The sequence below is a fragment of the Microbacterium sp. H1-D42 genome, from assembly GCF_022637555.1.
Lineage (GTDB): Bacteria > Actinomycetota > Actinomycetes > Actinomycetales > Microbacteriaceae > Microbacterium.
In genome coordinates, this window is record NZ_CP093342.1 from 1,146,304 (window position 1) to 1,159,130 (window position 12,827).

General features: G+C 68.9%; 11 protein-coding genes. All 11 read left to right on the forward strand.

Translation table 11 applies throughout. The annotated features are described in order from the left end of the window. The first annotated feature begins 5 nt into the window (after positions 1-5). The 11 genes from rsmA (at position 6) to MNR00_RS05480 (ending at position 12,794) form a co-directional block, all read left to right on the forward strand. The gene (rsmA, locus tag MNR00_RS05430; protein WP_241928149.1) at positions 6-887 is read left to right on the forward strand and encodes a 16S rRNA (adenine(1518)-N(6)/adenine(1519)-N(6))-dimethyltransferase RsmA; all 882 of its coding nucleotides are present in this window, start codon (positions 6-8) and stop codon (positions 885-887) included. Beyond that, positions 881-1,948 carry an L-glyceraldehyde 3-phosphate reductase gene (gene mgrA / locus MNR00_RS05435; protein ID WP_241928763.1) on the forward strand — a complete coding sequence of 356 codons (1,068 nt, stop codon included), beginning with the start codon at positions 881-883 and terminating at the stop codon, positions 1,946-1,948. Before rsmA ends, mgrA begins: the two co-directional genes overlap by 7 nt. Positions 1,949-1,964: 16 nt before the next feature. Then, a complete protein-coding gene (locus tag MNR00_RS05440; RefSeq protein ID WP_241928150.1) occupies positions 1,965-2,897 on the forward strand; it encodes a 4-(cytidine 5'-diphospho)-2-C-methyl-D-erythritol kinase in 933 nt (310 codons plus the stop codon). Positions 2,898-2,981: 84 nt separating this feature from the next. Continuing rightward, a complete protein-coding gene (locus tag MNR00_RS05445; RefSeq protein ID WP_241928151.1) occupies positions 2,982-4,373 on the forward strand; it encodes a threonine/serine exporter family protein in 1,392 nt (463 codons plus the stop codon). Positions 4,374-4,438: 65 nt separating this feature from the next. Further along, complete coding sequence (locus MNR00_RS05450) at positions 4,439-5,251, forward strand: phosphotransferase (RefSeq protein ID WP_241928152.1); 813 nt, start codon at positions 4,439-4,441, stop codon at positions 5,249-5,251. A 12-nt stretch (positions 5,252-5,263) separates the two neighbouring features. Continuing rightward, positions 5,264-7,051 (forward strand): ABC-F family ATP-binding cassette domain-containing protein, encoded by a 1,788-nt coding sequence (locus MNR00_RS05455; RefSeq protein ID WP_241928153.1) that lies wholly within the window; start codon positions 5,264-5,266, stop codon positions 7,049-7,051. A 10-nt stretch (positions 7,052-7,061) separates the two neighbouring features. Further along, the gene (locus tag MNR00_RS05460) at positions 7,062-8,060 is read left to right on the forward strand and encodes a LysR family transcriptional regulator (protein ID WP_241928154.1); all 999 of its coding nucleotides are present in this window, start codon (positions 7,062-7,064) and stop codon (positions 8,058-8,060) included. Positions 8,061-8,219: 159 nt separating this feature from the next. Further along, positions 8,220-9,674, forward strand: coding sequence for an MFS transporter (locus tag MNR00_RS05465; protein ID WP_241928155.1), 1,455 nt, complete (start codon positions 8,220-8,222; stop codon positions 9,672-9,674). Then, positions 9,671-10,864 carry a CoA transferase gene (locus MNR00_RS05470; protein ID WP_241928156.1) on the forward strand — a complete coding sequence of 398 codons (1,194 nt, stop codon included), beginning with the start codon at positions 9,671-9,673 and terminating at the stop codon, positions 10,862-10,864. The genes MNR00_RS05465 and MNR00_RS05470 overlap by 4 nt, the downstream gene beginning before the upstream one ends. A gap of 12 nt (positions 10,865-10,876) precedes the next feature. Beyond that, positions 10,877-12,025 (forward strand): acyl-CoA dehydrogenase family protein, encoded by a 1,149-nt coding sequence (locus MNR00_RS05475; protein WP_241928157.1) that lies wholly within the window; start codon positions 10,877-10,879, stop codon positions 12,023-12,025. A gap of 1 nt (position 12,026) precedes the next feature. After that, positions 12,027-12,794, forward strand: a complete 768-nt coding sequence (locus tag MNR00_RS05480) for an SDR family NAD(P)-dependent oxidoreductase (protein WP_241928158.1) — start codon at positions 12,027-12,029, stop codon at positions 12,792-12,794. Positions 12,795-12,827: the final 33 nt, after the last annotated feature.

Sequence of the window (12,827 nt, forward strand, 5' to 3'; positions counted from 1 at the left end):
GACGCATGACCGTCTCACTGCTCGGCGCCACCGAGATCCGCAGGCTTGCCGCCGAGCTCGACGTCACCCCCACCAAGAAGCTGGGGCAGAACTTCGTCGTCGACGCGAACACCGTCCGCAAGATCGTGCACGCAGCAGGTGTGCAGCCGGGGGAGCGGGTCGTCGAGATCGGTCCAGGGCTCGGGTCGCTGACGCTGGCGATCCTCGAGGCGGGGGCATCGGTCACCGCCGTCGAGATCGATCACCGCCTCGCCGAGCGCCTGCCGCAGACCGCCGCCGAGCGCGGTGTCGCCGAAGGCGCCCTCACCGTGGTGGATGCTGACGCGATGCGCGTCACCGAGCTGCCGGGCGACCCCACGATCCTCGTCGCGAATCTGCCGTACAACGTCTCGGTGCCGGTGCTGCTGCATTTCCTGGAGACGTTCCCCGCTCTGCAGCGCGGCGTGGTGATGGTGCAGGCCGAGGTCGCCGAGCGCTTGGCTGCGAAGCCCGGCTCGAAGATCTACGGCACCCCGAGCGTGAAGGCCGCCTGGTACGGACCGTGGCAGCTGCGCGGCACCGTCTCGCGACAGGTGTTCTGGCCGGTGCCGAACGTCGACAGCCTGCTGGTCGGGTTCGTGCGCGACGATGAGCCGCGCGGCAGTGAGGATGAGCGCCGACGCACCTTCCAGATCGTGGATGCCGCATTCAACCAGCGCCGCAAGATGCTGCGCCAGGCGCTGTCCGGCATCTTCGGGAGCTCTGCGGCAGCATCCGACGTCCTGGAATCCGCCGGCGTCGCGCCGACGGCCCGCGGCGAGGACCTCACGGTCGATGACTACCACCGCATCGCCCTCGTCGCGCCAGCGTCGCCGGCCGCGGCTGATCCGGATAGCCTGGCATCGTGACCGAACCCCGCTTCCGCCCTGACGCCCCCGAGATCCACCGCCCGTACGTCGCGGCAGCCGATCGCTACCAGCGCTTCGCCTACCGCCAGGTGGGCTCATCGGGACTGTACCTGCCGCCGATCTCGCTCGGCCTGTGGTGGAACTTCGGCGACAACATCCCGCTCGACAACCAGCGCGCCCTGCTGCGTCACGCTTTCGACAACGGGATCACGCACTTCGATCTGGCCAACAACTACGGTCCGCCGTACGGCTCGGCCGAGAAGAACTTCGGGCGTATCTACGCCGAGGACTTCGCCCCGTACCGTGACGAGCTGATCATCTCGTCGAAGGCCGGCTGGGACATGTGGCCGGGGCCGTACGGCGACCTTGGCAGCCGCAAGTACATCCTCGCCAGCGCCGAGCAGTCGCTCACCCGCATGGGGCTCGACTACGTCGACATCTTCTACTCGCACCGCGTCGACCCGGTGACGCCAGTGGAGGAGACCATCGGGGCGCTCGACACGCTCGTGCGCCAGGGCAAGGCCCTGTACGTCGGCATCTCGTCCTACAGCCCAGAGCGCACCGAGGCCGCGATCGCGGTGGCGCGTGACCTCGGCACGCCGCTGGTCATCCACCAGCCGTCGTACTCGATCCTGAACCGCTGGGTCGAGGATGGTCTGACCGATGTGCTGCGGGCCGAGGGCGTCGGTGCGATCGCCTTCACGCCGCTCGCTCAGGGGCTGCTCACCGGCAAGTACCTCGCCGACGGGACCGCCGAGCGCGCCCAGAAGCGCGGATCGCTCTCGGACAAGCCGCTCTCGGACGAGGGGTTGGCGGTGCTGCGCGGACTGAACGAGATCGCAGCCGACCGCGGGCAGACTCTCGCGCAGATGGCGCTGCAGTGGACGCTGCGCGACCCCGTGGTCGTCTCGGCACTGATCGGCGCCTCGCGACCGGAGCAGCTCGACGAGAACATCGCGGCCGTGAACGGCCCGGCTTTCACCGACGAGGAGCTCACCGCGATCGACGCGCTCTCGCACGGCATCGACGTCAACCTGTGGTCCGTCTCGTCGGACCTGTGACACTCATCGGCAGATCGTGAGCAACGCGTACCGATCGGTTGCCGTGCATGTGCGCGCGCCCGGCAAGATCAACGTCTACCTCGGCGTCGGCCCGCGGCACGATGACGGCTATCACGCCCTCGCGACCGTGTTCCAGGCTGTTTCGCTGTACGAGGACGTCTACGCGCACCCCTCGGACGGCTTCTCGCTCGAGGTCTACGGCGAGGTCGACGTCACGGACGTGCCCACCGACGACCGCAACCTCGCGATGCGCGCCGCGAAGCTGCTCGCCCAGACTGCTGGAGTGACGGCGGGCGTGCACCTGGAGATCCGCAAGGGCGTGCCGGTCGCCGGCGGGATGGGCGGCGGGTCGGCAGATGCCGCGGCGGCGTTGGTGGCCTGCGACGCGCTCTGGGGCACCGAGCTCGGACCCCTCAGGCTGCACGAGCTGGCCGCACGACTCGGCGCCGACGTGCCGTTCGCCCTGCACGGTGGCACGGCACTCGGTGCCGGTCGCGGTGACGAGCTCACCCCGGCCCTGGCCAGAGGACGCTTCGACTGGGTGCTGGTCACCAGCGAGCAGGGCCTGTCGACGCCGGAGATCTACGGTCGCCTCGACGCGCTGCGCGCGCACGGCGAAGCGCTGGCCGACGACCCGCCGATGTCGCTCGAGGTGCCGATCGCGGTGCTGCAGGCGCTGCGCGCGGGGGATGCCACTGGTCTTGCTCCGGTGATGTTCAACGATCTGGAGCGTGCGGCTGTGGACGGTCGTCCCGACCTCGAGCTCGCGCTCGCAGACGGCGTGCGCTTCGGTGCGCTGTCCGGCATCGTCTCGGGATCCGGTCCGACGATCGCATTCCTGTGCGGTGGTCCCGAGATCGCGCGCACCGTGCAGCAGGAGCTGCAGGCCACTGGGCACACGGCCCTGCACGTGCACGGCCCGGTCGCCGGCGCGCAGCTCATAGGCTGAGCCAGGACGAACCGGGCGTTCGATCGAACCGGGGTTCTGCGCCGGGGGTTGAGCCACGCCTGACCCTGCTGTGAAGATGGGGTGATGGCAGCACGGAAGGGCTGGCGGGAGCGCATCGCCGGGGCGATCCACGTCGATCCGGCCGCGCGTCCCGAGACGCAGGCGATCCTCTCGATCGACGAGATGTACGCCCGTCGCGTCATCGAGCTGTCGATGCGCATCGCTGAAGCGCTGATCGCCGTCGGCGCGGCCGCCAACGAGGTGACGCTGTCGGCTTCGCGGGTGACGGCGGCGTATGGCATCCGGCCGGTGCACGTCGACATCACCTTCAACTCGATCGCGGTGTCGTACCACGGGGGCGAATCCGACCTGCCGTTCACCCTGATCCGCGTCGTCCGCGCACCCGTCCCCGATCATTCCAAACTGCAGCAGCTGCAGGCGCTGGTCGTCGACATCGAGGCGGGGCTGGAACTCGATGAGGCGCGCATCCGCTTCCACGTGATCCGCCGCCTGCCGTTCCGCTACCGTCCCGCCGTCATCGTCCTGGCGCAGGGGCTGCTGGCGGTCGGCGTGTGCCTGCTCTACGGCAGTTCCTGGATCGTCACACTGGTCGCGTTCCTTGCTGCATGCTGCGCAGCGCTCGCGCAGCGGGCGATGGCACGGGCGCACGTGCCGTTCTTCTTCTCGCAGGCGGCCGGCGCGCTCGTCGTGACGGCGTTCGCCGCGGCGACGAACTGGCTGCGCGTGCACGACGTGGCGCTGTTCGAGGACGCCCAGCCCGGTGTGATCGTGGCTGCGGGGATCGTGATGATGCTGGCAGGGATGTCGGTGGTCGGCGCCGCGCAGGACGCCATCGACGGTTTCGCACTGACCGCAGGAGGCCGCATCCTCGATCTCGCGCTGCTCACGCTCGGAGTGGTGATCGGCATCGTCGGCGGTGTCGCACTCGCCCAGCGCCTCGGCGTCGGCTTCCCGCTGTCGACGGATCCGCCTGCACTCGGCCCGGTCGGCATGCAGTTCGTCGGCGTGGTCGTCATCGCCGTCTCGGTCGCGGTGTGGAACGGCGCCACCGCGCGCACGATCGTGGTGTCCGCTGTGCTGGGCGCGATCGCGTGGGGCGGATATCTCGCGGCTGTCGCAGGAGACATCGGCGTTCCGCTCGCCAGCGGGGTCGGGGCGCTGCTCGCCAGCTTCATCGGGACCCTGATGGCGCACCGACTGCACGTGCCCTCGATCGCAGTGACCACCGCCGCGATCGTGCCGATGGTGCCGGGCTCAGTCGTCTATCGGGGCCTTCTCGGCGTCGTCGAGGCCGAGGACGATGTCATCAATCTGATGCTCAGCCTCTCGGACTTGCTGCAGGCGGGTGCGATCGGGCTGGCGCTGGCATCCGGCGCCTCGCTCGGTCTGTTCCTCGGTGCGCCGGTGCGTGACACGCTGCAGAGCGTGGTGCGCCGTCGCGGGCGCATCCGCTGACCGGACCACCTCGCCCGGGTTCTGGCTCTGGGTGCGTCGGGTCCATCGGGGCATAGTCTCGATGCATGCCGGCATCCGATCGCCCCACCGAACTCGCACTCGCAGCCTTCGGTGCACCGGATGCTGCTATCGAGCTGCTGCCGGGCGGTCGTGGCCGCACGTGGCGGGCAGGTGCGATCGTGCTTCGGCCGAGTGAGGCCGATGCCGAGGTGAGCTGGAAGGCGGAGGTGCTCTCGACGCTCGCTCATACGGAAGGCTTCCGCGCACCGCGCCCGGTGCGGGCGCTCGCCGGCTCATGGGCGGCTCAGGGCTGGGAGGCCTGGGAATGGCTGCCAGGAGCGGCGGACGAATCCCGCGTACGCGGCGTGCTGCAGGCGGGTGGTGCCTTTCACCGGGCTGTCGCGGCGCTGCCGCGTCCGGGCTTTCTCGACGCTGCAACTGATGCCTGGTCGAGGGCCGACCGGATCGCCTGGCAAGAGGATGAGGTGCCCGCGCGGGCGACGCTGCGGCGACTCGTCGAGGCCTTCGCGCCGGTGAGTGCGCCGTCGCAGATCGTGCATGGTGACCTGCTCGGCAACGTCCTCTTCGCCGACCGGCTGCCACCGACGATCATCGACTGGGCGCCCTACTGGCGGCCAGTGGAGTACGCCTCGGCGATCGTGTTGGCGGACGCAGCTTGCTGGCACGGTCTGTCACCTGCACGGCTGGAGCAGTTCCTGGCCGAAATGCCGAACGGCCCGCAATGCCTGATCCGCGCGCTCGTCTTCCGGATCGCCACCTTCGAGCTGCTCGGAATGTGGGACGAGGCGATGGAGCGGCGCTATGCGGCCACCGTGGCCGTGGCACTGCGCGCCGCCGCGGGGGCTGCCGCGGGATAGCCTGGATACGACATGGCACATCTGCTCGGAGCCGAAGGGCTCCACCTCGAATATCCCACGAAGGTCGTCTTCGATTCCGTCACCATCGGCATCGAGGAGGGCGACCGCATCGGCATCGTCGGTCGCAACGGCGACGGCAAGTCGAGCCTGCTCGCGATGCTCGCCGGACGTCGTGAACCGGATGCCGGCCGCGTGACCGTCCGCGGCGGCACCACCATCGGCGTGCTCGACCAGGCCGACACTCTCGACGACTCGCTGACCGTCGGCTCCGCCGTCGTCGGCGACACTCCCGAGTACGAGTGGGCGGGCGACGCGAAGATCCGCGACGTCATCGCAGGACTCGTCGGCGACCTCGACTGGAACGCCGAGGTCGCCTCGCTCAGCGGCGGACAGCGTCGCCGCGTGTCCTTGGCCAAGCTGCTGGCCGGAGACTGGGACGTCATCGCGCTCGACGAGCCGACCAACCACCTCGACGTCGAGGCGATCACCTGGCTCGCCGGCCACCTCAAGACCCGCTGGGCGCGCAACTCCGGTGCTCTGCTGGTCGTCACGCACGACCGGTGGTTCCTGGATGAGATCTGCACCGCAACGTGGGAGGTGCACGACCGCATCGTCGAGCCCTTCGAGGGCGGTTACGCCGCCTACATCCTGCAGCGCGTCGAGCGCGACCGGATGGCCGCGGTCAGCGAGGCGAAACGGCAGAACCTCGCCCGCAAGGAGCTGGCCTGGCTGCGCCGCGGCGCGCCGGCCCGCACGGCGAAGCCGAAGTTCCGCATCGACGCCGCGAACGAGCTGATCGCGGACGTCCCCGAGATCCGGGACACCGTCTCACTGCAGTCACTCGCGGTGTCGCGACTGGGTAAGGACGTCGTCGACCTGCTGGATGCCGGGGTCGCATTCGGCGACCGTCAGGTGCTGAAGGACGTCGAGTGGCGCATCGCGCCGGGGGAGCGCACGGGCATCCTCGGCGTCAACGGCGCAGGCAAGTCGACGCTGCTCGGCCTGGTCGCCGGCACGATCGAGCCGACCAGCGGCCGCGTCAAGCGCGGAAAGACCGTGCAGGTGCGCACGCTCACCCAGCGCATCGACGAGCTCGAGCAGCACTGGAACGTGCCGGTGCGCACGGTGATCAACGGGCTGCGCACCGAGTACACCTTCGGCGCCGGCTCCAAGTCGCAGAGCCTGACACCTGGTCAGCTGCTGGAACGCCTCGGCTTCACCTCCGCGCAGCTCTCCACGCCGGTGAAAGACCTGTCCGGTGGACAGCAGCGTCGACTGCAGCTGCTGCTCGTGCTGCTCGATCAGCCCAACGTGCTGATCCTCGACGAGCCCACCAACGACATGGACACCGACATGCTGGCGGCGATCGAGGACCTGCTCGACTCATGGCCGGGCACGCTGCTGGTGGTCAGCCACGACCGGTACTTCCTCGAGCGCGTCACAGACCAGCAGTACGCCGTCATGGGCGGCCACCTGCGTCACCTGCCGGGCGGCATCGACGAGTACCTGCGCCTGCGCGAGCTCGAGCAGGCGGCAGGTCCACAGGCTGGTCAGAGCGCTGCGAAGGCACCCAGCCTCGACGGCGCGGCCCTGCGCGCGGCACAGAAGGAGGTGTCGGCACTCGAGCGCAAGATGCAGAAGCTGAACCAGCAGATCGATCGGGCCAAGCACTCGCTCGCCGACCACGATCAGTCCGACTTCGCAGGCCTCGGCGAGAAGATGCAGGCGATCCAGGCGCAGCAGGACGAGGTGGAAGAGCTCGAGTTGCGGTGGTTCGAGCTCACGGAGCAGCTCGACTGAGGGGCATCCCATGAACGTGCGGCACCTGGAGTACTTCCTCGCGATCGTCGAGTATGGCGGGGTGCACCGCGCCGCGGAGGCGCTGCGCGTGGCGCAGTCCTCGGTCTCGCAGACCATGCGCTCGCTCGAGAAGGACATGGGTGCCACGCTGTTCCACCGCGTCGGGCGCGGGATCGTGCTCACCCCTGCCGGGGAGGGGCTGGTGGGCTCTGCTCGTGCCATTCTGCGCGAGGTGGAGAACGCGCAGCGGGTCGTGACCGACATCGCCGAAGCGCGCGGCGGCCACCTCGACATCGCAGCACTGCCCGAGCTCGTCACCGATCCTCTGGCCAACTGGATCTCCAGCTTTCTGATCGAGCACCCGCAGGTGCGCTGCCGGGTCGAGCAGAGCTCCGACGTCGGCAGAGTCACGGAGATGATCCGCAACGGCACCAGCGAGATCGGCTTCGTCAGCGTGCCGAGCGCCGGAGACCTGGAGTACATTCGGCTCGTGCAGCAGGTCTACGTGCTGCTGTGCCCGCCCGGCAGTGAGAGCCGCTGGCCGGATCCAGTGCCGCTCGAGATGCTGCGTGACCAGTCGTTCGTGCTCGGCGAGCGGGACTCGAACGTGCGCGACCTCATCGAGACGACCCTGCGCAGGCACGGTGTCGAACCGCGGATCGTGCTCGAGGCGCGACAGCGCGAAGCCGTTCTGCCCATCGCGCTCACGGGCTCCGGCATGGGCATCGTGCCGCTGCGCCTCGGCGCCGCCTTCTGGCAGCGCGGCGGGGTGGTCCGCGAACTCGAACCGGCCATCTCCACTACCATCTACCTGGTCAAGCGTCCGGGGCAGCTGACCATGGCGGGGGAGTCGTTCCTGGCATCCGCTCGCGCGTCGCTGCAGTCCTGGGTGGACGCCGTCGACGAGCCCGAGCTCACGACGACGCCGCTCATCGAGCGTGCCGCGCAGGCGATGGCGGACTGGGATGAACGTGCGCGCGCCTCGGCCGCGACCCGCAGCGCGCATTAACGGCCGTCGCCGACACCCGAGTCGAGATGCGTTCGGCCACCGATCGTATTTCTTGGTCGGTCTGTCCGAATACTTGTATTGGACGCTATTGGTTTTGTGTCGTTCCATGGATGGATCGGGGATGTTCGATGACCCGAGACGACCAGTTCAAGGATGCACATGTCTTCACAGATTGCTACCAGCGTGGGTACGCCGGTGAAGCGCCCGCAGCGGAAGATGACCCCGGCTCGTGCCTGGACCATCACCCTGCTCCTGGCGATCTTCCTCTTCATCAACTACTCCGACAAAGCCCTCGTCGGGCTCGCCGGAACACACATCCAGGACGACCTCGGCCTGACCGCCCAGCAGTTCGGACTGGTGCAGAGCTCGTTCTACTGGCTGTTCGCCGCCGGCGCGCTGCTGCTCGGCGCGCTCTCCAGCAAGATCAAGCTGCGCTGGTACCTCGCAGCGCTCATGCTCGTCTGGGTCGGCACGATGATCCCGCTGATGGGCGTCATCGGCTTCAGCGCCCTGATGGCCTGCCGCATCATCCTCGGCTTCGCGGCAGGACCGGCGTACGCACTCGCCAACCACTCCGTGCAGCTGCTGTTCCCCGCTGAGAAGCGCGCGCTCGCCTCGGGCGTCGTCACCGCGGGCTCTTCGCTCGGCCCACTGGTGATGGCCCCAGTGCTCACCTGGATCATCGTGCAGTGGAGCTGGCACACCGCGTTCGGCGTGCTCGCCGTCGGCGGCATCATCTGGGCGCTCGCGTGGATCATCTTCGGCGGCTCTGCCACCGATGGCGAAGCAGTCGACGACTCCGCAGACGACGCGGTGTCAGCATCCGCCACCGCCGCCCTCTCGACCAAGGCGGCCGCCCGCGCCGCGAAGAAGGCCGCCCGCAAGGCCGCCATCGTCGCCGAGGAGCCCGCTCACGTGCCCTACCGGGTGCTGCTGGGCACCAGCACGGTCATCGGCATCGCGCTGCTGAACTTCTTCAGCTACTGGTCCACCAGTCTCAAGGTCGCCTGGCTGCCCGTGTACCTGGCCGACGGCCTCGGCTACGACACGATCACCGTCGGGCGCCTGGTCGCCCTGCCCTTCGCCACCGCCGCGGTGTTCTCGATCGTCGCCGGCTACGTCTCCAGCTGGCTGTACAAGCGCGGCTTCTCCCGCCGCGTCTCCCGCGGCTACCTCGCCGGCGGCCTCGTCGCCGCAGCGGGCCTGTCGATGTGGGGCTTCACCGTGGTCCCTCCAGGCTGGTTCCAGCTGACGCTCGTCGCCCTCGCGTTCTCGCTGAACACCGCATCCATCGGCGTCGGCTTCACCGCGCTCGGCGACATCATCAACCCCAAGAAGCGCGGCGGCATCATGGGCGGCATCGTCGCCCTCTCCAGCCTCGCCGGGATCATGTCCCCGCTGGTGCTCGGCTTCACCGTCGGCGGTGCAGGCGCCAGCCCGGCCGACGGCTATGACGCCGGCTTCGCCGTGATCGGCCTGATGATCGCCATCGGCGCCGTCATCGCCACGATCTTCATCCGCCCCGACCGCGACCTCGTCAAGATCAACGACTGGGCCGCCGTGCACGGGGACCTGAGTCAGAAGAACGACACCGAGAAGGCAGGCGACCGATGAGCGCACAGCCCCTCCAGGGTGTGCGCGTGATCGACTTCGGTCAGTTCATCGCCGCCCCGGCCGCAACCCAGATGCTCGCCGACATGGGCGCAGAGGTCATCAAGATCGAATCCCCGTCCGGTGACGCAGCCCGCTCCATCGGCGTCCACGGCGAGGCGATGATCAACGCCTTCAACCGCGGCAAGCGCAGCATCGTCCTCGACCTGAAGAGCGACGAGGGCCTCGACATCGCCAAGCGCCTGATCGCCTCGGCCGACATCGTCGTGCAGAACATGCGTCCCGGCGTGATGGCCTCCTTCGGCCTCGACGGACCGACCCTGCTCGCCGCGCACCCCCACCTCGTCTACGCGGGCATCTCGGCGTTCGGCACCACGGGGCCGTCGAAGATGCGGGCAGGGCTCGACATCACCGCGCAGGCCGAGAGCGGCCTGATGCACATGACCGGCGAGCCCGACCGCGACCCGCAGAAGGTGGGAGCACAGATCGTCGATGCGGCGACCGCGTACGCCGCAGCCGCCGCAGTGCTCGGGGCGTACATCAGCCGCCTGCGCACCGGCCGCGGCGACATCGTCGAGACGTCGCTGCTCGAGGTCGCCATGCACATGCAGGCGCCTATGATCGGCGCGTTCCTCGCGAACGGCGTCGAGCCCAAGCGGGTCGGCAGCGGCCAGCCCACGGTGGCGCCGGCCGCAGACATCATCACCACGGCTGACGGCGCCTTCATCCTCTCCGCGTACTCGCAGGCGCACTTCGCCCGGCTGTGCACCCTCATCGACCGCGCGGACATGATCGACGATGAGCGCTTCGCCACCAACGGCGCGCGCGTGCGCAACCGCCCCGCCCTGCTCAGCGAGCTGCGTCACGCGTTCGCCGCGCACACCACCTCGTCGGCGCTGGAGCTGCTCACCTCGAACGGCCTGGTGGCCGGACGCATCAGCACCTACACGGATCTGACCCACAGTGACGATGTGAAGGCCACCGGCATCCTGATCGACACGCACGGCGCGCTCGGTGCCATCGGCACGGTCGGCACGCCGTACAGCATCGGCACCGCGTCACCCCGCAGCTCCGCCGGAGCGCCCGCTCTCGGCGAGCACACCGCCGAGATCCTCGCCGAACTCGGCGTCAGCCTCGCTGACGCCCCAGAACTCTCGATCGTCGGGGCCAGTGCTCCCGTCGCAGCCAAGTAAGGAAACAGCACCATGCAACGCACCATCTTCAACGAGGACCACGACGCGTTCCGCGACGCCGTTCGCGACTTCATGCGCAGCGAGGTCGTGCCTCACATCGACGACTGGGAGAAGGCCGGCGCGGTACCGCGCGAGGTCTTCGAGAAGACGGCAGAACTCGGCATCAACGGCCTGCAGATCCCCGAGGAGTTCGGCGGCGGCGGCATGGACAGCTTCCTGTTCAACATGATCGCGTTCGAGGAGATCGGCTACGCCGCAGCATCCCTCGGCGGACTGCAGGTGCACCTGAACACCGTGCTGCCGTACTTCCTGGAGTACTGCAACGACGAGCAGCGCCAGCGCTGGTTCCCCGGCTTCGCGGACGGATCGCTGATCGCCTCGATCGCGATGACCGAACCCGGCACCGGCTCCGACCTGGCAGGCATGAAGACCACCGCCGTCCGCGACGGCGACGACTTCATCCTCAACGGCTCGAAGACCTTCATCACCGGCGGCATCAACGCCGACCTGGTCATCGTCGCCGCGCGCACCGCGCACAGCGACACCGACCGTCGTCACGGGCTCACCCTGCTGGTCGTCGAGGACGGCATGCCAGGCTTCGAGCGCGGCCGCAACCTCGAGAAGCTCGGTCTGAAGTCGTCCGACACCGCCGAGCTGTCCTTCCAGGACGTGCGCGTGCCGGCGGCGAACGTACTCGGCGAGGTCGACAAGGGCTTCAGCATGCTGGGCAACAACCTTTCGCAGGAGCGCCTGTCGATCGCGATCACCGCGCAGGCCACGGCAACCGCAGCTCACCGTCTGACGATCGACTATGTCAATGAGCGTCTGGTGTTCGGCAAGCCGGTCGCGCACTTCCAGAACACGAAGTTCGTCCTCGCCGACATCGCCACGCAGCTTCAGGCGGGGCAGAGCATGATCGACCAGGCCGTGCTGGCCCTCGACGACGGCACCCTCACCCCGGCCGACGCCGCGATGGTGAAGCTCTTCGTCACCGAGGCGCAAGGCAAGATCGTCGACCAGTGCCTGCAGCTGCACGGCGGCTACGGCTACATGCGCGAGTACGCGATCGCCCGTCTGTATGCGGATGCCCGCGTGAGCCGCATCTTCGGCGGCACCAACGAGGTCATGAAGGTCGTCATCGCGAAGTCGCTGGGTCTCTGACATGCGCATCGCGAACATCCACGTCGTCGTCACCGGCGGTGCGTCCGGTCTTGGCCTGGCGACCGTCGAGCGACTGCACCGCAGCGGTGCGACCGTCACGATCTTCGACCTGCCGGGGTCTGCCGGTGCGGAGGTCGTGGAACGACTGGGCGAGCGCGTGCGATTCGCCGCTGTCGACATCACCGACGAGCAGCAGGTCGCCACGGCCTTCGAAGACGCGGCCGCCGCCTCGCCGCTGCGCGGGCTGGTGCACTGCGCCGGCCGCGGCAAGCCGATGCGCATTCTCGACCGCGACGGCAACGCCGCGGCGATGGGCGACTTCGCCGGCGTCGTCGAGCTCAATGTGATGGGCACCTTCAACGTGCTGCGCTTCGCGGCTCAGCACATGGCGAAGAACGAGCCGCTGGACGGCGACCGCGGCGTGGTCGTGCTCACCGCCAGCGTCGCCGCATACGAGGGCCAGATCGGGCAGATCAACTACGCCGCCTCCAAGGCCGCCATCGTCGGCATGACCCTGCCCGCCGCGCGCGACCTCGCCAAGGTCGGCATCCGCGTCTGTACGATCGCACCGGGCACTTTCGCCACGCCGCTGCTGCTGAACGCCGGCCGCCCCGACATCGTCGACGCGCTTGCCGCGTCGATCCCACACCCGAGTCGCCTCGGCGACCCCGACGAGTTCGCTTCGCTCGCCGAGCACATCATCTCCAACGGGATGCTGAACGGCGAGACGATCCGCATCGACGGCGCCATCCGCATGGCGCCGCGCTGATCAGCCGCGAACCGACGACGCGAACACGAAGAA

What these genes read in the sequence shown, in the direction of transcription:
- rsmA (WP_241928149.1), top strand. Translation starts at nt 6, where the DNA reads ATGACCGTCTCACTGCTCGGCGCCACCGAGATCCGCAGGCTTGCCGCC.
- MNR00_RS05445 (WP_241928151.1), top strand. Translation starts at nt 2,982, where the DNA reads ATGGCAGCACGGAAGGGCTGGCGGGAGCGCATCGCCGGGGCGATCCAC.
- MNR00_RS05450 (WP_241928152.1), top strand. Translation starts at nt 4,439, where the DNA reads ATGCCGGCATCCGATCGCCCCACCGAACTCGCACTCGCAGCCTTCGGT.
- MNR00_RS05455 (WP_241928153.1), top strand. Translation starts at nt 5,264, where the DNA reads ATGGCACATCTGCTCGGAGCCGAAGGGCTCCACCTCGAATATCCCACG.
- MNR00_RS05460 (WP_241928154.1), top strand. Translation starts at nt 7,062, where the DNA reads ATGAACGTGCGGCACCTGGAGTACTTCCTCGCGATCGTCGAGTATGGC.
- MNR00_RS05465 (WP_241928155.1), top strand. Translation starts at nt 8,220, where the DNA reads ATGTCTTCACAGATTGCTACCAGCGTGGGTACGCCGGTGAAGCGCCCG.
- MNR00_RS05470 (WP_241928156.1), top strand. Translation starts at nt 9,671, where the DNA reads ATGAGCGCACAGCCCCTCCAGGGTGTGCGCGTGATCGACTTCGGTCAG.
- MNR00_RS05475 (WP_241928157.1), top strand. Translation starts at nt 10,877, where the DNA reads ATGCAACGCACCATCTTCAACGAGGACCACGACGCGTTCCGCGACGCC.
- MNR00_RS05480 (WP_241928158.1), top strand. Translation starts at nt 12,027, where the DNA reads ATGCGCATCGCGAACATCCACGTCGTCGTCACCGGCGGTGCGTCCGGT.